The organism is Shewanella sp. 10N.286.45.A1 (assembly GCF_041470405.1).
Lineage (GTDB): Bacteria > Pseudomonadota > Gammaproteobacteria > Enterobacterales > Shewanellaceae > Shewanella.
Map to the genome: position 1 here is coordinate 1 of NZ_JBFRMK010000246.1, position 21,127 is coordinate 21,127.

Genomic DNA, 21,127 nt, shown 5'->3' on the forward strand with positions numbered 1-21,127 from the left:
TAATGCAATTGGTATTACAACAACTTGGGTTTAACCAGCCGCAAACCTATAAATTTGCAGAGGGAAAACACTTTTACAGTATCGATAATATCGGGCTCTATATCCGCGGCAGTCATTCTACAGCCACGCCTCCTAGCTGGTTAAGAAGCGACAACTGCACAGCAGGCGACACGCTATTAGCATTAAATCCAGGCGGTAATGTCACCCTCGAACATGAAGTGTTAGATACAGAATTAGAGCAGCTAGATAGCTATCAAGGCCAGTGGCAGTTTGATGGGGAGATGCTAGTTATTCAGTTAATGCAGCAACAGCAACATTATCTTCGCACAGAAATAACCAGACAAACCTGGCGAGGCGATAGCCCCGCGCAACTATTCACTCCATTAAAAGAAGTCGAGTTTGCCCCGCTAAACTGCAGCTTCATCATTATTGAGATGGAATAACGTGGATGACGCTATTCACCCGTTAACAAAGCCAGCTGTTGCCGTACCTCTTCACTCAAAGGCACACTTTTCTCGGTGGCATAATCGTAATGCACCATCGCCGTTTGCGCTTCTGCGGTTTTTTTGCCGTTTTGCCAACAACTCTGAGTGAGCTCGAAACTACTATTGCCAATGCGACTAACCCAAGTTTTGACTGTCACGTCACTTGCAAAGTAAGTCGGTGCGTTAAAGGCGATAGTAAAACCTGCGACAATGAGGTTCCATTTCGACAAGTCTTGCTGTGGATTAAAGATCTTAAAAATCGGTTCTCTGCCCGCTTCAAACCAAACTGGGATCACCGTGTTATTGATATGACCTAACGCATCGGTTTCACAAAAACGCGGTTGTATGGTTAAGCTAAATTCACTCTGCTGCACGCTGTCTCTTCCTTATGCTTGTTATTATTGTTGGCATGTTATCGATTCATTCTACCGATATTTCTTTTTCAACGCAGTATTTGCTCACCTCGAGTTATACCTGCTCTACTTACTTTAAGCCAGATAGCAAAAAGGGATGCATGGCATCCCTTTTCTATTGCTGTGTTAATCTTTTACCGCGCATACATCTTATCGATTTCTCGCGCATACTTATTGTAAATAACCTTACGGCGTAGCTTCATTGTTGGCGTGATTAAACCCGCTTCCATTGAAAATGCATCTGGCAGTAAGGTGAATTTTTTAATTTTCTCAAACCCTGCAAGCTCTGTTTGTAAGGTCTTTAAGCGCTCTTCAAAGTGCTCTACAACATGGGAATGACGCAGCAACTCAAGTGGCGATTCATAATGTACGCCCTTCTCTTTTGCCCATACCTCTAAAGACTCGAATGCAGGCACAATCAATGCGGTAACGTAGTTACGCGCATCAGCAATAATCGCTACCTGTTCGATGAATGGACAACAGCCGACTTTGCCCTCAACACGCTGCGGGGCAATATACTTTCCGTTTGAGGTTTTCATTAGCTCTTTAATACGGTCAGTGATAAACAGATTGCCGTTTTCGTCAATGTGACCCGCATCGCCGGTTTTAAGCCAGCCATCTTCAAAGGTTTCTTCAGTTTCTTGCGGGCGGTTATAGTAACCACGCATAACGGTATCACCACGAACAAGAATTTCGTTGTCTTTACCAAGCTTAATCTCGGTTTCTGGTAATACTTGTCCATTTGAGCCTGTCACTCTGTTACCCAAGGTATTACAGGTCACTGTTGCAGTGGTTTCAGTCATACCGTAACCACACAACACAGGTACATTAATGCTATGGAAGAAGCTAGCCACTTTAGTGTCTAGCGCAGCACCGCCACAAGGCATAAATTTAAGACGACCACCCAATACCTGTTGCAGCTTGCTATAAACTAGCTTGTTGGCTATTGCCCACTGCAAATTCAACATTGCAGAGCCTTTAGCGCGGCCTTGGCTGACTTCAAACTGGCGCTCACCCACTGACATCGCCCAAGCAAACATTTTCTGTCGTGCATTGGGGGCTTTACTCACTTTATCTTGTACTGCGCTGTAAACTTTCTCTAGGAAACGCGGCACAACACATAATGTATGCGGACGCACTGCCGTAATGGCATCTTTTGCAGTCATTGGATCTTGCAGGTAAACATTGTGACCACCGCGACAAAGCACATAGAAGCTCCAGCCACGCTCAAATACATGGCTTAATGGCAAAAATGCCAATGAAGTATCGCCAGTTTCGAAGTTCATCTTCTGATCGTGTTGGCGCACTGTCGATGCGATATTACGATGATCTAACATCACCCCTTTGGGCTCACCCGTGGTGCCAGAGGTGTATATAAGCGTGAGTAAATCATCAAGACTGGTATCGGCGAGTCGCTTTTGCAACTCAGTATCAGCGACCTTATCGAGCTCTCGCTCCAGCAGAGCATCTAAGTAAAAGTGATTACAGCTATCTTGTAACGGCACACTCTTATCAAAAACCACAATCCGCGATACTGAATCACACTGGGCAACCAAATCACACGCCATAGCGTATTGTTCAGCGTCGCCAGCAAAAATAAGTTTAGCCTGTGCGTCGTTAACTATGTAAGCAGCTTGTTCTAAAGTGCTAGTTGGGTAGATAGGCACAACAACCGCTTTAGCCTTTAATAAGCCTAAATCAGCACAAGTCCACTGCGGACAGTTCTGTGAAAGGATCACTGCACGGTCTTGCGACTCTATGCCAAACTGGATTAACACCCGTGCAATTTTTGAGGTGATAACATCAAACTGGCCCCAACTAACTTGATGCCAAGGCGCGGCCATTTCGAATCCTTCGAGTGCTATCGCATCGCCAAGTGCTTGGCTCTGTTGCTGTATAAGACGTATAACATGAAATGACTCGAGTGACATAAAATAACTACCTTTTAGCTTACAAGTGTTCCGCTTTAAAGTAAGTTTACTCGAAGTTCGCTCAAAAACTAAGAGCTTTTGCTCTATTAGTGTTAAGTCAAACACAAAAAAAGACCGCTCATGCTGATGAACGGCCTTCGATTAACAAAAAATATCTTAAGCTAACCAGCTCAATTAAAACAGAAACACCTCAGTAACAAGTGTATGTAATTGCGCCGCTAAAAAGGTTGGCTAATTAATTCTATATTGATTTCAAACATAGCCGTTAAGTGCCAAGCAATAAAAACCAGTAATCCGTAACACAACAAAACCAGCCGGTTGATAACAGTTTCAAACAGTTAACTAGACAATAGGTCACCACGCCATAGGCGATATTTGCCGTACCAAAGACAGAAAAACGCTAATATTAGCAACGGAACGTCCCAAGCTACCCAGTGCCAAATATCTCCGCCACTTTGCACCGTAGAAAGCGAAGATGATACCCAGCCAGATTGCAGTGCGACAAAAAAGATTGTGGCGGAGATCTGCATTGAAGTGCGACACATCGAGCCTAAACCTAATATCGCCGCGCAACCAATCACATTACTCAAGACTATGTGTAGCCAAACCGACAAACTCATCAGTGGTGATAGCAAGCTGACTAATGCTGCAGTCACCATCATGCTAACCGTTAATATGGCCAGTAAACGGTATTGGGCTAACATGAAGGCATTAATCATGCCCTGTTTGCCATCAAAGCCCGGTAATACAAATAGGCTTTCAACCGCACGCCAACGTTGAATACGGCTCCAGTGCAACATGGCGCACGCGATACTACTAAACTGAATCAACAGAAATAGCACAGGCAACTGCACATCGAGTAAATATGCCCCAAGTGCTAAAAACAGCGTGACGAGTGGCATTGCTAGCAACATCATTGTCAGCATAGGGCCAATGAAATAGTTAGCGGGGTGCAGATAGCGCTCGAATCGGTTAAGCAGCTTGGAAGACTTAAGTGATGGCAACCAAAACCAGCCCATCTCTAGACCATTAAGGTAAACAATACGCGCTTTACTATTCCAACCAAACCTTGATAGCTTGCGCCATAAAAGCGCTGCCAAAACCAGATCTGTAAACAATAACAAAACACTACCTGTTGCAGGCAACAGTTCAGCCAAATAAGGCAGCATGGGCAAAGAGATATACAATACAAATGACAGATGGAAAGCACTGCTATTCTTCAAGCTAAAATAGAGAAAACCGAGCCCGAATAATAGAGTCAGCAGTAGCTCATCAAACTTATCAAATGCGTTATGTACAGCTAAAAAAATGGTGGCGATGATAAGGCTTGTTATCAATAATGTAAGCGCTTGAAGCAGAACACTTTGCCGATATTGGGGCACAATAGCGGCCCACTCTGTAGCGGCTAAGCGGTTCATCTGCCAACCGATAGCGACACAAGTTGAAGCGACAAACATATTCATCAACAGCATTAATGTGTCGACTTTGCGCTCAGCGTCATCAGGGAGCATAAAAGGCATAGCTAATGCCATAAATAATCCCAGTAAGCCAACCCCCAGAAAACTGGCGCAACCAAGATCAAATAACCACAGCCGAATAGAGCCTTTTAACCACTTACCCGAGGTTATGAAGGCCCTATTCATGAGTGCAGCTCCATAAACAGCTGCTCTAGATTAAGTGCATTAGCACTGATAAGCCCAGTAAACTGTTGCTGTTGATAGTTATCAACCAGCACATTATTGCCATTTCGATGCAGTTCATTTAACTCGACAGGCAGCGTGGCAGACTCACTCAGTTTTAATAGTCTCACTTGTTCTCTCAGCTCATCTATCTCTTTAAATATCACCAGCTCGCCATGCTTAATCAGCGCGAGATGGCTAGCAACCCGTTCAAGATCGGAAGTGATATGAGAAGAGAACAGCACACAAGAGCCTGACTCGAGTGCTAATTCAAACAGATCGGCCATAAATTTACGTCTGGCGATGGGATCCAAACTGGCAACAGGTTCATCAAGGATCAGCAGTTTAGGTCGATAAGCCATTGCCATAATCAGTGCTAACGACTGACGTTGTCCAACCGATAAACGCTGCACCTGCTGTTTAGCATCAAGATCGAATCGTTGTAGCCATTCAGCCTCTAATGATCTGTCCCACTCAGGGTAAAAACTCCGATGCAGATCCAGCGCTTTAGATACACTAAAGCCCTCATAACCAAAAGGTTGCTGCGGCACATAACCTATTTGCGTTTTTATCTCTGACGTCATCTGCTCAACGGGCGTTGCTAGCACATCAATACTGCCAGAACTTGCTTGTATAATCCCTAAAGCGCAGCGCATTAAGGTCGATTTACCCGCGCCATTTTGCCCCAGTAAACCCACAACCATTCCAGGGTACAGCGCCATCTCTAACCCATTAAGCGCGACTTTATCATCAAATTTTTTTGTCAGCTGCTTGCAGACTAAAATTGGTGTTTCATTCATATCCATCGAAAAAAATCCTTTAAATGTTACTTCCAGCGATCACCAAGCAGTGTTTTTAGCGCATCTAAGCTGATGCCGAGTTGTTTAGCCTGCTCAACAACCGCGTCAATCTGCGGGTGTAATAATTGTTCATTGGAGGTGATATCACTTTGCTCACGTTGTGCCACGCGAGTAGGTTGGCCACGGCGGCGCTCAAGCCAACCTTGCTCCACCAGCTGTTGCACCGCTCGGCTCACCGTCATTGGGTTTACCGTTAAATGCTCAGCCATCTGCCGTACTGACGGCAATACTTGCTCACTTTGTAGCTGGCCGCCCACAATCAAGCGCACGATCTGCTCGCTTAATTGTTTATAAATTGGTTCACCACTACTAGGGTTGACATTTAGTTGCTCTAACATTAGCCTTTAGTCACTGTATTAATACATTGATACACCGATACAGTAACAAGTTAACATATACCCGCTAAATTGCAAAAAGGAATCAGTATCATGCACCACGGAATGTATTCGCAATTACGAGCAGGAGTTTGTCCAACTCTGACACGCCGTAAAAAAGTTGCCATCGCAGTTGCCATTTGGGCAGCTGTACTGCTTCCTTCTGTTCATTCGCAGCCACTTACGCTTTCAACGACAACTTCAGCCTCAAGCACTGCTAGCAGCTGTTATGTTGACGGGCTATCAGAGCAGATGAACTGCGGCGCGGTCAGCGTACCGGAAAACTACGCCAAACCAGACGGCAAGCAGATTCAAATACATTACGTGGTGATGCCAGCAATTAAGAGCAGTGGCAAAAGTGAAGCCTTGTTAGCGATTGCAGGAGGCCCAGGGCAATCAGCGATAGAGAATGCCCAAGGCTTCGATAAGATGCTCACTAAGGTGCGCCAAACTCGAGACGTTATCTTGATCGATCAGCGTGGTACTGGCCAATCAAACCAACTGCAATGCATCGGTGATGGCTTTGACAATGCACTGGCGATTAACGAAAGCGACTTTGATACTCACGTCGAAACCCAAAAGTGTTTAGATGAATTAGACGCCGATGTTACCCAATATGGCAGCCTACCCGCACTGAAAGATTTTGAAGCGGTAAGAGCCCATCTAGGCTATCAAAAGTTGCACCTTTATGGAGTCTCTTATGGCACTCGCATGGCACAGCTTTATATGCGTCACTACCCTGAACATTTAGCCACGGTCACCTTAGATGGTGTCGTGCCGATGCAGCAAAGTGTATTGGCGATTGGTGATGCGATTGCCCGTGCTTTTGAGCTGGTGTTCCAAGATTGTAGCAACAATACTTTATGTCATAAGCAGTTTCCACAGCTCGCAGCCGATCTAGAAAAAGTAGATAGCGAACTGGCTGAAGCGCCGAAAATAAGCACTATTGCAGATCCAACCACTGGCGAAGCAACCCAACTCACCATGACTCGCAGTAAGTTTAAAGGTGCGCTGCGCATGGCACTTTACTCGCCCAGCGTCCGAGCACTGATCCCCCACGCCATTCACCAAGCTTCGAAAGGTAATTTCCAACCCATTACCGGTCTCTATGCCATGTCAATGGACAGTACAGGCATCGCTATGGGCATGCATGCCTCAGTGGTATGTGGCGAAGATTGGCAGCGATTAACACCTGAACTACGTGCTACAACAGCTGCAAACTATTTCGGTAAAGAGATGCTCAAGACCTTTGAGCAGTCATGTGCCGTATGGAACATGCCTGCTGTTGACGACAGTTTCAGCCAAGCCATCGCCAGTGACATTCCTACTCTGTTGTTATCTGGAGAATTAGATCCTGCCACACCGCCAAGTTGGGGAGAGATGGCGATGGAAAAATTAACCAATGCCAAACACTTTATCGCCCCTTATGCGACTCATGGGGTTGCCTACCAATCTTGTGGCAATAACTTAATTGCCGAACTTGTCGAAAAAGGTGCGGTAACCGACATCGACGCAGAGTGTTTAAGCAAAGATACTCGCCGTAATTTCTATTTAAATGCCAGTACTGTTGAAGCCATTCCAGCCAATGGTAATGAGCAAGAAACCACGTTAAGTGCCGATGCTGACAAAGCTTTGAGCCCACAACAAGCCCTGAATAAGTAAGGAAACACTGATGATTAAAGTATCAAACTTGTCAAAACGCATCGGAGATGTGCAGGCGCTGAATGATTTAAGTTTCTCAGCTCTCGACGGTCAGATCACAGGGTTACTTGGCCCTAATGGCGCGGGAAAAACAACCTGTTTACGCACAGTGTTTGGCCTACTAAAACCCGACAATGGTATCGCTGAAATCGACGGGATTAACATTGCCAAATCACCGGTTGCAGCCAAGCAGCAGCTGGGATTATTTCCCGACCCATTTGGTCTGTACGAACGTTTAACCCCGCGGGAGTACATCAGTTACTTTGCCGAGCTCAATGGTTTATCGCGTAAAGATGCCAAACAAGCCACCAGCAATGTGATTGAGAAACTGCACCTAGCTGATATTGCAGACAGGCAGTGCAAAGGCTTTTCTCAAGGTCAACGAATGAAAACCGCACTGGCACAAGCCATTGTCCACCAGCCAACCAATATTATTCTCGATGAGCCGACACGAGGGCTAGATGTAATGAGCACTCGAGTACTACGTGACATATTGCGAGACCTTAAAAATCAAGGTCACTGTGTACTGTTTTCCAGCCACGTGATGCAGGAAGTTGCCGCACTGTGCGACCAAGTGATTGTGATGGCAGAAGGTAAAGTTGTTGCCGTTGGTAGCCCTGACGCCCTATGTCAACAAACGGGCAAAGCTTCACTAGAAGATGCCTTTATTCAGCTTATCGGCACCGATGAAGGGATTGCCGCATGATGCATTCAATAATAAAAATACGCAATGCAGCCCAGCACAACGGCAACAAAAGGATATTGAAATGAGTAATAAAATAATCACCATGCTCCGCAAAGAGCTTATTGATGCCGCACGAGACAAACGCTCGGTAATGGCTGGGCTTTACTATGCGATGGGCGCACCACTGCTGATGTGCGGCATGTTCTTTATGTTGATCGGCCAGTTAACGAGCCCAGAAGATTTGAATATCAACATCGACAACCCGCAAGGCGCTCCCGATCTAGTGAAGTACTTATCTAGCAAAGGGATTAACCAAACCGACGGTGAGAATACCAAGGATATTTTGTTGGTCATCAGTGATGATTACGCCAGCAATATGGCTAAAGGGATCAGCGCTGACGTTACCCTTATTGCCGATGCATCCAATGAGAAGCTACAAAAATCGATTCGCCGCCTCGAAAAACGCTTGCAAGCGTACAGTTCTGAAATGGGCAGCTTACGCTTAATTGCTCGCGGTATTGACCCGCGAGTCATGCAGCCTATTAAGCTAAATGTAGAGGACCAAGCTACACCAGATTCAAAAGCAGGCATGATTTTGGGTATTGCCACTATGACGATGATCTACGCGGTGTTTATTTCAGGCATGAACCTCGCGATTGATACCAGTGCCGGTGAGCGCGAGCGTAACTCGTTAGCGTTATTGCTGAGCCATCCAGTATCAACAGGGCAGATTGTATTATCTAAAATTCTCGCCGTGACCATCTTTGCGATGATAGGCCTGTTATTGACCTTAATCGTATCGAAGTTTGCTTACAGCTTTGTCCCTTGGCAGGAGCTAGGCTTTAGCGTCAGCGTTAATGGCAACTTCATCGGCATGATGATGCTAATCGGCCTTCCCGTTGCCATAATGGCCGCTTGCCTGCAGTTGTTTGTATCGTTTATGGCTAAGAGCTTTAAGGAAGCCCAGTCGTACCTCACCATAGTGCTCATTTTACCCATGATGTTAGCAATGGCAGCCAGCTATGATATTGCTCCCGATACCTTGCAGTGGCTACCAGTATCAGGCCAGCTACAAGCCTTGATGGAGTTTATCAAGGGTCGTGAGCTACCAGTTGTACAACTCGCAGTGTCATCCATTACCACATTGGTGATTTCGGCAGGCTTAGCAATGGGTATGCAAAAGTCACTGAAAAGCGAAAAAATTGTCTTTGGTTTATAAGTAAAACAATAAGCCTCTTAGTGACTTAAGAGGCTTAATATAGGAGATGAGTAAAATGGAATTTATCGATAATATTTTAGCTAGTGATAACTATACCCATTCTACTTGCAGGTGCTCGTTTCAGAGGCATTGTGGCTGTTCAATTCTAGGCGCATTAATGTAGAAATGGTTATTCCCTTTTAAATTGATGCAACAACGAAGTGGGCAAGCACAAAGCCTTCTGCGATGGGCTTTAATAGACTTTACTCAGTGTTATTGATTTTACCAAGGGAATGACCATTAGTGGCAATCAATGCCGTGATTAAAGTCTATTAAATTCCCACTGAATCCTGCATCTTCAGGTAGAACGGGTATATATTCTTAGCATTACTTGCCGTAGTGGTGGTGTTTCTATGGTTTCTGCCAGCGCTACTGGCACTGGTATTCAACCGCAAACATTTCAAATTAATATTAGTCGCTTGTATTCCTGCAGGCTTTTCACTGATTGCTTGGGGTGGCGTACTGGTTTGGGCTACCACAGGAAAAGCAATCGATAAGTACGCCAATCGGAGTCAGAAGCAAACTTGAGCTCACTTTCTTGCCAGTGAATGAATTTAATACTCGCAGCAACTGTGAGTATTAAACTTTTGCCGATAGGCTCTGGGCGATACACTGGTTAACTGAATAAATAACTTTCTAAAAGAACTTACATCTTCATAGCCGACCTTAATCACTATCTGTTCTAATGCTAACTCAGTGGTTTCCAGTAAGCGTTTGGCTTCATCCACTCTAAGTCGTTGCATGTAGCTTGCTGGCGTTTCATTGAGTGCCTTTTTAAAGCGGCGGATTAAAGTACGCTTACCTACGGCAAACTTATCGGCAATATCATCCAATAAAAAACTCTGAGCTAAATGCAGTTGCATCCAATCTTGAATACGGCTGACGAGCAGATCCTTATGCTGCGGCTCTGCATCTAGTGTCATAAAAGGTTGCTGCGAGATGCGGTTGGGGTCGATAAGTAAAACCTTAGCCATTTGGGTGGCAATCTGCTCACCAACCAGCTGTTTAACCAGTTGCAACGCTAAGCTTAAGTTAGCTGTAGTAGCACCTGCAGTATGCAGCTGACCATCGTTAATGACTAAGTGATCCATGCATAAATTAACCTTTGGGAATCGACGCTTAAATAGCTCGGCCAACCACCAGACGCAAGTCGCGGTTTTACCGTCGAGTAAACCGCTTGCCGCTAACACCAACGTTCCTGAGCAGTAGGCAGCTATCGGCTTACCCGTTTGAGCGAACTGATGCAGGCTCGACATATGTGGGTGAAATGCTTTTAAGTAACTTTCTAGCTCTGTGCGGTTGGTGATGGTGGATGAAGCAACGACTACCGCATCGGCATGTGATAAATAATGTTCGGCATCTGCGTGAGGCACGACAGGCAGTGATAAGCCATAGTCACTGCTAATTGGTTCTCCGTTAGGTGACAGAATTTTACACTCAAACAGATCCTCTTCAGCATTGGCTTGTGTCACCTTCCAGTAAGTATTACAGAAGCTAAATACATCCATAAAACTGATGATGCCACCAGCAACTGCATTATCTGCAGCTAACACTACGATTCTTTTCACAGAAACCCACCTGTCACTAATCACCTTTATTTTGTCAATAATGCCACTTATCTACTAATTGTCCAGAATTTAAACTGTATCCAAGTTGTTATGAGTCCAACCAAACAGGCACCAGCGACAAATCAAGGAGTTCGTTATGAAGTCATTCTCTACTAAACATCTATTCAGCGTCAGTTATTGGTTATTGAGCTGGGCACTATTGGTCTGGCTCAACTTTAGTATCGAGCCCAATGCGATGGTGCACTTCGTAATGATCCCTGCTTTGCTACTCATCACTGGGCTTAATGCCGCCAGCTTATGCAACAACAAATGTTAGCAACCTTTTGAACTTAGCAAATAGAATAACGCAGGACGCAGTTACCGAATGAACATTTATGTGCGGACCTCCAAGGATGGAGGGAATGCCAATAGGTGAATGGAACATTTATGTGCGGACCTCCAAGGACGGAGGGAATGCCAATAAATGTATGGAACATTTATGTGCGGACCTCCAAGGACGGAGGGAATGCCAATAAATGAATGGAACATTTATGGCCTGACACAAATACCAAAACTATCCCATCCATGGGTTTTGGCATAAGTGTTCCTGACACAAATACCAAAACTATCCCATCCATGGGTTTTGGCATAAGTGTTCCTGACACAAAAAAGCCCGAGTTGATTCGGGCTTATGAGTATTTAAAACCAGCTTAAGCGAGCTACTTTGCTTTTGGTCTAAAAGGCTTAATTACCGCTTCATCACACTCAAGGAATGGGCCATCCATAAGGTCAATGCAGTAAGGAATTGCAGGGAATACCGCATCTAAACATTCACGAATAGATTTAGGCTTGCCCGGTAAGTTAACAATTAAAGAATCACCACGAAGACCTGCGGTTTGACGAGATAAAATCGCAGTCGGCACAAACTTCAATGACTCAGCACGCATCAACTCGCCAAAACCTGGCATCATGCGATCACATACCACTTCAGTTGCTTCAGGGGTAACATCACGCTTAGCAGGACCTGTGCCGCCAGTAGTGACAATTAGGCTACAGTTTTGCACATCCGCCATATCAATTAGCGTTGCTTCAATCGCATCAGTTTCGTCAGGAATGACCTTATAAACAGGCTCCCACTCAGACGTAAGGTACTCATTAAGTACGTCAATAATTGCCTTACCTGATAGATCTTCGTACACACCAGCACTAGCGCGATCACTGACAGTAACAATACCTATTTTTGCTTTGCTCATTGCTTAATCCTTTCACTTTAATCTGTTGCGAGTACATCCGCCGCCAACCTGCTTCGAATGTAATAAATCTGTTGAGGCTATAATATCAGTTCTTACTAAGCGTGCATAAACTCTGACTAAATAGATGCCAGCAAGAATGGCTTTAAAGTAGCATAAAGTTAACTAGCGAGATTTGATAAATATCTAATAGTTACCAATCCAACTTAAGGGTGCAGCTTTGAGAGTAATCAGAATATGCGTTATAGCAATGGCTAAAGCCACACAGCTAAAGCCTTCTCGACTGCCAGTACTTTTGCTTCCAGTAGCTATTGTCCAAACTGGAGATCATCACCCCTTGGCTCGTTGAAGCATGTAAAAACTGATGGTTGCCTATGTAGATCCCAACATGTCGTGTACTCCAACCTGTTTTGAAAAAAACCAGATCCCCTGGCCTCAAATTATTTTTACTGACACTTTTGCCTACAGCTCTTTGTTCATCAGTGGTGCGCGGCAATGTTAGGCCAAATTTTTGCTGGAAACCTACTTGCACAAAACCAGAGCAGTCAACACCTTGCTTACTCAAGCCACCCAGTCGATAAGGTGTACCTTTCCATTCTTTATGTAATTGCATTAATTGACTTTTTACTGCACTAATGTTTTCTAGATTACCCTTCCCTCCAGAGTAAACAGAGCCTTTTTCATTACGTTCAGGCGCGCTTGAACAGGCATTTAATAAAAGTAATAAACTTAAAACCACAAAAAATTTCATATCATTCCGTAGTGAACATTTCGTCATAAACAAGACTAATTATTACCCAAGCTATATTTTAAATTAGCAAATATGAAATTAATTAGCATAGAAACAAGCAAAGTAAATTATTTAAACTATATATAAGGAGAGCGCTAGTTAAATTAAAGGACGTTGTAATGGAAAAATATATCATTAATAACTATAAACAGGGTGAAATTGAACATTCAAAAACGACAGAAGAGGATTCAACACTGCATGAAAGCCAGCTATACACCTACGAGCAGGAGGATGAAACACCGAGTTATATTCTTGGTTACAATTAGGCAAAAATCCGCTTCGAAGGTTAACTTTTGAGGCGGTTTTAAAACAAGTGTTCATATTTAACTTCTGATTTCCAGCATACTCTTTATAGATTAAGCACCACAAAAATACTATCGATACAGTCTCAGAAAACTTCCTTTTTTATTCTCACACAAAAGCAATATATATTCACTAAAAGTGAATTATATCTAAGCTTTTTTTCTGCTAACATCGGTAAGGAATAAATTCATAAGGGAATAGCCATAATGTTATTACTCACTTTGGATTCATCTGCATTGAATTAATTTGCAACAACCATTCTGAGTAGCTCAACTTCTTATCCTAATTGGTATAGGTAGGTTTTCGGCAATACGCAGCACAAAAACCAGCCCCTTTCATAGAGGCTCTATGAGCCTGACAGTAATATTGAGAGTAATATAAAAATAGTCATCAACATCGATTGGCGTTGGATTTTAATGATAATTGAATTCACCACACCCAAAGTAAAACTTGCCTGAATAGACAAAATACTTTCCTAAGTGATTGATTCACAATTACAGCGGTAGCAATAAATATGAAAGTTGCTGAAATGTCTTGAACTCGGCGATGACATAATTTTATCGAGAAACTTTTGTGTTAAACCTAGAGTGAACTCAATTATGTTGTCGCTTCTGAGATGGATATTTTGAACATGAGCCGCAGCAGCAAATCGTCTAACTAGAAGCTTGATATGTTTAAACCTAGTCTTGCCTGTAATTCCAATTATAAATACTCGGTCACAACTACTTTATTGGTTTTATTAACTCTCGTTGCCTGTAGCAGCAGTGATGATGCCCCAGAGCCGGAAACGTTATCACAACCAGTACCCGTAACAACTACACCCGACACAGGTGTATTTCTAGATAGTGCCGTTATCGGCATTGGCTATCGAACCGAAACACTTAGCGGCACCACTGATGCAGAAGGTAAATATCAGTACCTACCTGGTGAAACGGTCACTTTCTTCATTGGAGGCTTAGAGTTCCCAGCAACAGCTGCAACTGGCATCGTCCCCTTTAGTATTGCCGCAACCGATGATGTCACCAATACCGCTGTAATCAATATAGCCAGACTACTGCAAACCCTAGATCAAGATGGTGATCCAAGTAATGGCATTAGCATCACCCAAACAGCGGTTGATAACGCAGAGCCTGTTAACTTCAGCATGTCGACAACTGAATTTGCGACCTCAGCAGCAGTACAAGCAACCATTGAGAATGGGGGGAAGATACCGCGGTATCAGAGCTAATCGATACTGAGGCGGCACTGGAGCATCTATCTGAAGAGTTAGAGAAACAAGATATTCAGAACGGGATCATCGGAAGCTGGAATGCGATAGATGACGATAATGACTTGCTCAGCATCATATTCATTGATAACAGCACTTACGTTATTTTTGAAGTCGACTCAGATGACGACTATGAGGAGTCAGGCATGGAATGGGGAACCTACAGCATAAACACAGATACCAATCGAGTTACCGTAAGCCAAACCTTTGATGGAAATGCAGAAGCAGGGCTCAATGACTTTGCCACCGATAGCAGTCTAGGACTTTATTTAACCGTGGTAGATGATGTATTAACCCTAAGTGTTGACGAAAACGGTGACGGTGAAATAGAAGAAAACTTAAACTTCATAAGGCCATAAAGCCTAATTAAAGAATGCCACTAACAAGAAACGAGCTTGTTAGTGGCCTATTACCAGGTAGGGCTTCTTGCTTCTATTCATTACTGACTAGGCAAAAAACACATTACTATAATCCCCCGAGTCGCGGAGCGCTTGCAGCTGAACCCGCTCTAATTAACCCTCTTATCTATTTTTGAGGACTGCTCTTGTTGCCAAGCCCATGTTGGTGACTTCACCAACAAATTCAAACGGTAGCCCCAACTAGGAGCTTGCCATAATCGCCGTAGCAAGGTCACATAACCAGAGAAGAAAACACGCACGGGATTAACACTGTTTAGTCTAGGATAAACACCATAAGTAACAGGCTCTTTCTCTTCAGCGAAAGTCCCAAACATCTTGTCCCAGATGATGAATATCCCCGCATAATTCTTATCAAGATACTGCCGATTAGTCGCATGATGCACTCTATGGTGCGATGGCGTATTGAAGACAGCTTCAATAGGGCGGATCATTTTCTTCACGATTTCCGTATGCAGTAAGGTTTGAAAGGGATCTACCCGAGGTACATACCGACTTTCTTGAATCTTTAGGCTGCACAGCAGAAGAAGTTAAAGGGATTAAAGCCTGGTCTTCTTCCGAGTAGCCTTACATTAAAAGTAAAACGTTAAAAACTAGCCGAAAGGGTTATTTACACTAAAATTCTACAATCAAATTAAACCCAAATAAAAACGGTAATACACTAATAAATAATACTATTTTACTGGGTGACATTGATTACCTAACCTTTACAAGTAAACCACTTGATCACGACCACGCAAATGATAATAATTACCATCCTCAATTAATTCCGCAATAAGAGTGACTGCTACAGCAGCGTTCAAAAAGCTAACTTTTAAACAGACTTACAGTTCAATACAGAGCGTTTAGCCGCTTACTCTATGAGGAACGCAGAGCACTCTTCCACATATTCAAGTAACTCAAAAATACCAAGTAAAACGTAGGGAAACATATGTTAAACCGCAAAAAATTATTCAACTTGAGCACGATTGCAATCGCTATCTCAAGCAGCTTGTACTGCTCGACTGTCTTTGCTGAGCCAAGTGAAAAAAAGCAAGCAACAGAAGTCATTGTCGTCACAGGTAGTTTACTGGGTGACTCAGAAGTTGCCGATCTAAAGACCTACACTGGTAACCGCTCTATCATCACTCAAGAGCAATTAGAGCGCACAGCAGTGCGCTCCATTGATACCGCACTGCAACAAGTACCCGGGCTAAAAATTAAAGATGAAACTGGTACAGGTGTATTACCCAATATCTCGGTACGCGGCTTAGATAGCAGTCGTAGTGGTTATGCACAGATCTTGCTGGATGGCATCCCGATGACTCTTGCTCCGTACGGTCATACCGGTCAATCATTATTCCCAGCAACGCTGTTTATGATTGATAGAATTGATGTTGCTCGTGGCGGCGCTTCAATTCAATATGGCCCCAACAACGTTGGTGGTGTCATTAACTTAGTATCAAAGCCTATCTCAGAAGATTGGCAAACTAACCTTAATGAGCGCATCACCTTCTTGGGTGATAGTCGCAACCTGTATGACACTAATATCAGCACTGGTGGCGCTGTTAACCAAGATTTCTCTATGCGTGTAGACGCCAACCTTATTAAAGGCGAATCTTTTAGAGACCACTCAGATACTGACATTACTAACATCATGTTAAAAACAATCTGGAACATCGATGAACAAAATAGCCTCGATGCAACACTGCAATATTACGACGCTTTTTCCGAACTTCCCGGCGCGCTGAACTCAGTGGCATACGATGAAGACCGCAATCAGTCATTACGTCCTAATGATGAGTTTAAAGCCAATACCAAACGCATTTCGGTCAACTACAACCACGTACTTGATGATTCAAAAACCATTGACTACGGTGAACTTGACCTAACCGTATTTGGCAATAAAAGTAAGCGTAATTTTCAATGGGACTTCTATAACCAAAATAGCGACACTGACGGCGACTTAGGCTCACATTGGGCAGACACCACTCAAGACGCAACACACTTACGTAATTCCCCGCGTGAATTCGCTGTTTTCGGCATTGAACCCAAAGCCAGTTTGCTGCTTGATGGTGATATTTCTCAGCACATCATCGCAGGGGTACGTTATGTTAACGAAGACATTAGCTACCAACTGAACCAAATCGACAACACAACCCAAGTCGCTGTCCGCCCTCGAGATTGGCAGATGGATACCAATGCGATGGCATATTACATCAGCGATAAGATCGGCTTCCTTGGTGATAGGCTGTCAGTTACGCCGGGGATCCGCTACGAAGATGTACGCATGACGTTCACCAACGTCGGACAAGATTATAGCCAAGATAACCATGTGCAGGAGTGGCTACCGGGTATTACTGTCGGCTATGAGTTTACCGATACTTGGTTTGGTTATGCCAATGCACAGCGCTCACTACGTACCCCACAAATTTCACAACTGTGGCCTAAAGGGCAAACATTAGAATCAGAGTTATCGTGGAACTATGAAGCCGGTGTACGCTTTACCCCAACAGCGCGCAGCAACTTAAACTTGGCAGCTTACCGAATCGACTTTGAGAATAAAGCAGAGTACAGCCGAGATATCAGCATGTTCGTTAATATCGGTAAAACTAAAAACCAAGGTATTGAATTAGAGGGGACTTACTCGCCGATGTCATTGCCAGATCTCACACTAACAGGCGCCTATAACTACCTAGATACCGAACAACTCGAAGGACAATATGCAGGTAATCAATTACCTTTCGCCTCAAAGCATCAACTATCAGCAAGTGCCTTATACAGCATTAAAAATATTGACCTAGGGCTAATGGCTTTCTACTACAGTGAGTCATTTGCCGATTTAGCCAATACGGTTGAAGAAAACGTATCGGGAACAGCGGGTGAAATACCCGAATACACTGTGGTTAACTTCAACATTGCTGCAGAATTATTTAAACAGGGTGATAGTGGCCTAAAGCTAGGTTTATCAGTCAACAACCTGTTTGATAATGAGTACTTCTTTAGAGGGTTAGACGTATCACCAGCAGGAAAAGTCCCTGCCCCAGGTCGCTCATTTAGCTTAGACATTGGTTACAACTTCTAACGTTCAATTATGTTTTCATCCCTTAAAAAGCTTCGTAATGCGAAGCTTTTTTATCTTCATAAAACAGAAAAGCACATAACATAAAGCGCTAGTAAAAAACCTTATGAATCAGCCTTTAGTTGTCCCCCCCCTGAATAAAAATCACTACCAAATCATAATCTAATGTAATTTTATATTGATAGTATAGCCATGCAGCAGAGTTACCAATTGCGTTTAGGGCGTCTGACAAACTTACTCACTGCAATCAACTCTAAACATTACACAACTTTCAAATTTCATTAAAAAAAGGAATTAACATGTTAAAAAAAGGACTCATAGCTTTAAGTCTCTTACTAACAACATTTGCCATTTTTGCAGGTCCAAAATATGGTTTCAAATGGGAGTATAGAGATGTAGTAGTCAAGACCCCTATCTACGAAAATTATGTTGAAAAGACACGACAGTGCACGTACTCAGGCAATATTTATCTTGGCCATTTACAATACCAGCCAGACTTTCCTTTACTCCATTATAGAAACACACAGCAAAGCACTATTGTAGCTGAAACCGTCGCATGCCCGGTACAACAATATGCTAGCCATAGTGAAACCTATTGGTACACTGAGACGACTCAAAACTTAGAGTGGGACAGCAGTTGCCGCTGTATGAAATGGAAAGATAACACTCGCCGCGGTTTAGCCTGGGCTGATTACCGTGGTTACATTCCTTTAGTTTCGCAAAAAATTCTCTCTGAAAATAAGCGAAGAATCATTGGCTATACCGAGCATACAGAACGAAAGCTAGTAAGAATACCATGCAATACTCCAGATAGAGGCTGCGATGGGAGCCCAGATGGTCCAGGAGAACCTGGACAACCTTAAGCTGATAAAATTAACGCAAGCCACACACTCTCAACCTGTGGCTTGCTCTTACAAAATACGATTAAGGGAGTTTATATGCCTTTGACAAAAAGAGAGTTTTCATTTGCCTTAACCGGTATATTATTCGGCGCTAGCACTATTGCATTGATTTCAAAGAGCTCCTCTTCTGAGTTCAATAATTCACAACTTACTGAATATAAACCAACCTTTAAGCAACCATCTATTGTTGACGATTGTAAAGCAACAGAGGTTAATTCAACTAATATTGACACCCTGATTTCCCAAGTTAAATTACTAGAACTTCAACTAAACGAAAGAGATAAAACATTAGATCAACTCACTACAGCAATTGAAGCAGAAAAAGAAAGAGAAGCAATTCTAAAGGAGCCATACCAGTCTGCTGAATATGTTAAAACAGCAATTATCCCACAACAAATAACGACTGTGGCGGGGCTGGTATCCAAACGATTAGCTTTACCCCCTGAACAACAAAAACGACTAGCAACACTATTGACAGCAAAAGCTGAAGCTGACTTTGATGCTATGAGCCCATACATGGAAGCAGTAAATAGGTTTGGACAACCTAATTATAGTGAGTCTGAAGTAAAAATTCTAAATGGAGAATTTAATAGAATAGCTGAAAACAATCAATTTCAGTACGAACAAGCAATAAGTGTATTTTTAAGTCAGGAACAAATGTCTGAATATTTGAAATTTGAAAATGAACAACAACAACAGCAACAACAGCAACAAATTAATCATCAAATAGCAGAACTGAACTTAGCTATACCATCGCTAGATAACTATCAAAAAGAACAAATTCAGTCACTGATAAAAGAGCATAACTCGCAAAAGTTAGATTCGGTCATAGGCGCATCTGGCAGTTTTCATCCGCAACATCAAACTGTTATTTCATCAGAGGAACTACAAAACAACCAATTTGCGCTTGAATCTTTACTCAGCTTTGATCAAATACAAGCTTATAAGTCCTACCAAAGTAAGGCTGATATCAAATAGATTATTTTTCTTCAATATTAACCAACCTCAAGGCAAGCAATAATCTAACAGAAATGCCTTATTGGTGTCTAAGCAACTACAAGGGAGGTACTAGCTCCCTTGTATTAAAAGACTAAAAGTATTTGATCCAAGCTTGTTTGCTTTGATGCTTATACAGACTAAACCGCTTAGTCAGGAAGTATAACAACAGCGACAAAACAGTGGTCACCAACCATACATAAGCAATATGTGTAAATCCAAATACATCGCCATAATTAGCACCGATAAAATTGACAGCCAGTGAGCACAAGATAACCAGCAGATAGAGATGAACAATATAGAAGAACATTGGCGCAGAATCTATACAGACTAATTTCTTGCCAATCTAGCCTCTCACCATAGAGGTTGAATCCGCGCAAAACAGCAAAAATATCTCAGGAAGTGTAAACAGCAAGACTCGCTACTATGGTTTAATCAACAAGGAGAAACTCTCATTTAAAACTCAATCTAGCATAGGAAAGCTCATGATTATTTGTGATTCACATCGGTTTATTTTTATTCACATCCCTCGTACAGGTGGTACTTCTATTACTAATATTTGTCATCAGCAAAATTTAGCCTTTGAGCGAACTCTTTTTCAACATTCACACGCTAGATCACCTGCAGCTCAATCTGTGCCTTTTGCTGATTATGTCACTTTTTCGTTCGTACGAAATCCGTGGGCAAGGATATACTCTTGGTATGCATTACTAACTAAATACAATCTTGATTGGCAATCTGAATTTACTTTTGAAGAGTTTGTTTGTAATTACTCCCGAATTGCTAGAGATTACTCGATAGATAAGGATTTTAGTTTTAGTCAGCTAGACTATTTATGTGATGATCAAGGTGTGTTGGTGACTAAGTTTATTGGGCGCCATGAAAATTACCAGCAGGATGTACACAGGATTTTTTTAAAATTAGGTATTCGTTTAAATATAATTCCTCATTTAAACGAAACCGGACCAGTCGACTACAGAGACAAGTATACAGTAACTTCGAAATCGGTTGTTGATAAGCTATGTGCTAAAGATATTGAGTATTTTGATTATAAATTTGATAGTTAATTAGGGGCTGTTGCTCTTTCAAGCTTAGTTTTTGTTCGGTTCTTTACCATAAGGAATAATACTTCTAGTACAAGGCTTGAGCGATAAAACTTAGCTGGCGAAGTGAAAAGCTCATAACACCGCAATAGAAGCATTGAATCGA

The 21,127-nt window shown here is 42.8% G+C and carries 21 protein-coding genes and 1 pseudogene; 13 read left to right on the forward strand and 9 right to left on the reverse strand.

Features of this window, described 5'->3' with window-relative positions; translation table 11 throughout:
- Positions 1 to 443: pseudogene (locus tag AB4238_RS17085) on the forward strand (hypothetical protein); the annotation flags it as partial.
- A gap of 11 nt (positions 444 to 454) precedes the next feature.
- Here the strand turns inward: AB4238_RS17085 and AB4238_RS17090 are convergent.
- The 5 genes from AB4238_RS17090 to AB4238_RS17110 all read right to left on the reverse strand — a co-directional run bounded on the left by AB4238_RS17090 (position 455) and on the right by AB4238_RS17110 (position 5,706).
- Positions 455 to 859, reverse strand: coding sequence for an acyl-CoA thioesterase (locus tag AB4238_RS17090; RefSeq protein ID WP_372034524.1), 405 nt, complete (start codon positions 857 to 859; stop codon positions 455 to 457).
- A 173-nt stretch (positions 860 to 1,032) separates the two neighbouring features.
- Positions 1,033 to 2,829, reverse strand: a complete 1,797-nt coding sequence (locus AB4238_RS17095) for a long-chain fatty acid--CoA ligase (RefSeq protein ID WP_372034525.1) — start codon at positions 2,827 to 2,829, stop codon at positions 1,033 to 1,035.
- A gap of 338 nt (positions 2,830 to 3,167) precedes the next feature.
- Entirely contained in the window at positions 3,168 to 4,472 is a 1,305-nt protein-coding gene (locus tag AB4238_RS17100) for a hypothetical protein (protein ID WP_372034526.1), read from the reverse strand.
- A complete protein-coding gene (locus AB4238_RS17105) occupies positions 4,469 to 5,314 on the reverse strand; it encodes an ABC transporter ATP-binding protein (RefSeq protein WP_372034527.1) in 846 nt (281 codons plus the stop codon). Before AB4238_RS17105 ends, AB4238_RS17100 begins: the two co-directional genes overlap by 4 nt.
- Positions 5,315 to 5,334: 20 nt before the next feature.
- Positions 5,335 to 5,706 (reverse strand): GntR family transcriptional regulator, encoded by a 372-nt coding sequence (locus tag AB4238_RS17110; protein WP_220738279.1) that lies wholly within the window; start codon positions 5,704 to 5,706, stop codon positions 5,335 to 5,337.
- A 90-nt stretch (positions 5,707 to 5,796) separates the two neighbouring features.
- Here AB4238_RS17110 and AB4238_RS17115 point away from each other — a divergent pair, with 90 nt between their 5' ends.
- The 4 genes from AB4238_RS17115 to AB4238_RS17130 all read left to right on the forward strand — a co-directional run bounded on the left by AB4238_RS17115 (position 5,797) and on the right by AB4238_RS17130 (position 9,914).
- Positions 5,797 to 7,404: an alpha/beta hydrolase gene (locus tag AB4238_RS17115; protein ID WP_372034528.1), complete on the forward strand. Its 1,608-nt coding sequence runs from the start codon at positions 5,797 to 5,799 to the stop codon at positions 7,402 to 7,404.
- 10 nt (positions 7,405 to 7,414) lie between these two features.
- On the forward strand, positions 7,415 to 8,149 hold the full coding sequence (locus AB4238_RS17120; RefSeq protein ID WP_372034529.1) for an ATP-binding cassette domain-containing protein: 735 nt from the start codon (positions 7,415 to 7,417) through the stop codon (positions 8,147 to 8,149).
- Positions 8,150 to 8,210: 61 nt separating this feature from the next.
- Positions 8,211 to 9,347, forward strand: coding sequence for an ABC transporter permease (locus tag AB4238_RS17125; RefSeq protein ID WP_372034530.1), 1,137 nt, complete (start codon positions 8,211 to 8,213; stop codon positions 9,345 to 9,347).
- Positions 9,348 to 9,731: 384 nt separating this feature from the next.
- Positions 9,732 to 9,914 carry a superinfection immunity protein gene (locus AB4238_RS17130; protein WP_372034531.1) on the forward strand — a complete coding sequence of 61 codons (183 nt, stop codon included), beginning with the start codon at positions 9,732 to 9,734 and terminating at the stop codon, positions 9,912 to 9,914.
- Between the two features lie 26 nt (positions 9,915 to 9,940).
- Here AB4238_RS17130 and AB4238_RS17135 read toward each other — a convergent pair whose 3' ends face one another.
- Positions 9,941 to 10,954 carry a GlxA family transcriptional regulator gene (locus AB4238_RS17135; RefSeq protein WP_372034532.1) on the reverse strand — a complete coding sequence of 338 codons (1,014 nt, stop codon included), beginning with the start codon at positions 10,952 to 10,954 and terminating at the stop codon, positions 9,941 to 9,943.
- A 136-nt stretch (positions 10,955 to 11,090) separates the two neighbouring features.
- On the opposite strand from AB4238_RS17135, the gene AB4238_RS17140 reads away from it, so the two are divergent.
- Positions 11,091 to 11,270: a hypothetical protein gene (locus AB4238_RS17140; protein WP_220738274.1), complete on the forward strand. Its 180-nt coding sequence runs from the start codon at positions 11,091 to 11,093 to the stop codon at positions 11,268 to 11,270.
- A gap of 382 nt (positions 11,271 to 11,652) precedes the next feature.
- Here the strand turns inward: AB4238_RS17140 and mog are convergent, their stop codons facing one another.
- Both mog and AB4238_RS17150 read right to left on the reverse strand, forming a co-directional pair.
- Positions 11,653 to 12,186 carry a molybdopterin adenylyltransferase gene (gene mog, locus AB4238_RS17145; protein ID WP_372034533.1) on the reverse strand — a complete coding sequence of 178 codons (534 nt, stop codon included), beginning with the start codon at positions 12,184 to 12,186 and terminating at the stop codon, positions 11,653 to 11,655.
- Between the two features lie 265 nt (positions 12,187 to 12,451).
- Positions 12,452 to 12,934 (reverse strand): NlpC/P60 family protein, encoded by a 483-nt coding sequence (locus AB4238_RS17150; protein WP_372034534.1) that lies wholly within the window; start codon positions 12,932 to 12,934, stop codon positions 12,452 to 12,454.
- A 158-nt stretch (positions 12,935 to 13,092) separates the two neighbouring features.
- On the opposite strand from AB4238_RS17150, the gene AB4238_RS17155 reads away from it, so the two are divergent.
- From AB4238_RS17155 to AB4238_RS17165, 3 genes are all read left to right on the forward strand, one after another.
- Positions 13,093 to 13,239: a hypothetical protein gene (locus tag AB4238_RS17155; protein WP_371991728.1), complete on the forward strand. Its 147-nt coding sequence runs from the start codon at positions 13,093 to 13,095 to the stop codon at positions 13,237 to 13,239.
- A 707-nt stretch (positions 13,240 to 13,946) separates the two neighbouring features.
- Positions 13,947 to 14,504: a hypothetical protein gene (locus tag AB4238_RS17160; RefSeq protein WP_372034535.1), complete on the forward strand. Its 558-nt coding sequence runs from the start codon at positions 13,947 to 13,949 to the stop codon at positions 14,502 to 14,504.
- 104 nt (positions 14,505 to 14,608) lie between these two features.
- A complete protein-coding gene (locus AB4238_RS17165; RefSeq protein WP_372034536.1) occupies positions 14,609 to 14,902 on the forward strand; it encodes a hypothetical protein in 294 nt (97 codons plus the stop codon).
- A 149-nt stretch (positions 14,903 to 15,051) separates the two neighbouring features.
- Here the strand turns inward: AB4238_RS17165 and AB4238_RS17170 are convergent, their stop codons facing one another.
- Positions 15,052 to 15,483: a sterol desaturase family protein gene (locus tag AB4238_RS17170; RefSeq protein ID WP_372034542.1), complete on the reverse strand. Its 432-nt coding sequence runs from the start codon at positions 15,481 to 15,483 to the stop codon at positions 15,052 to 15,054.
- Between the two features lie 407 nt (positions 15,484 to 15,890).
- On the opposite strand from AB4238_RS17170, the gene AB4238_RS17175 reads away from it, so the two are divergent.
- From AB4238_RS17175 to AB4238_RS17190, 4 genes are all read left to right on the forward strand, one after another.
- Positions 15,891 to 18,023 carry a TonB-dependent receptor family protein gene (locus tag AB4238_RS17175; RefSeq protein ID WP_372034537.1) on the forward strand — a complete coding sequence of 711 codons (2,133 nt, stop codon included), beginning with the start codon at positions 15,891 to 15,893 and terminating at the stop codon, positions 18,021 to 18,023.
- A 296-nt stretch (positions 18,024 to 18,319) separates the two neighbouring features.
- Complete coding sequence (locus tag AB4238_RS17180; protein ID WP_372034539.1) at positions 18,320 to 18,883, forward strand: hypothetical protein; 564 nt, start codon at positions 18,320 to 18,322, stop codon at positions 18,881 to 18,883.
- A gap of 75 nt (positions 18,884 to 18,958) precedes the next feature.
- Positions 18,959 to 19,900, forward strand: a complete 942-nt coding sequence (locus AB4238_RS17185; RefSeq protein WP_372034540.1) for a hypothetical protein — start codon at positions 18,959 to 18,961, stop codon at positions 19,898 to 19,900.
- A gap of 503 nt (positions 19,901 to 20,403) precedes the next feature.
- Positions 20,404 to 20,985: a sulfotransferase family 2 domain-containing protein gene (locus tag AB4238_RS17190; protein ID WP_372034541.1), complete on the forward strand. Its 582-nt coding sequence runs from the start codon at positions 20,404 to 20,406 to the stop codon at positions 20,983 to 20,985.
- Positions 20,986 to 21,127: the final 142 nt, after the last annotated feature.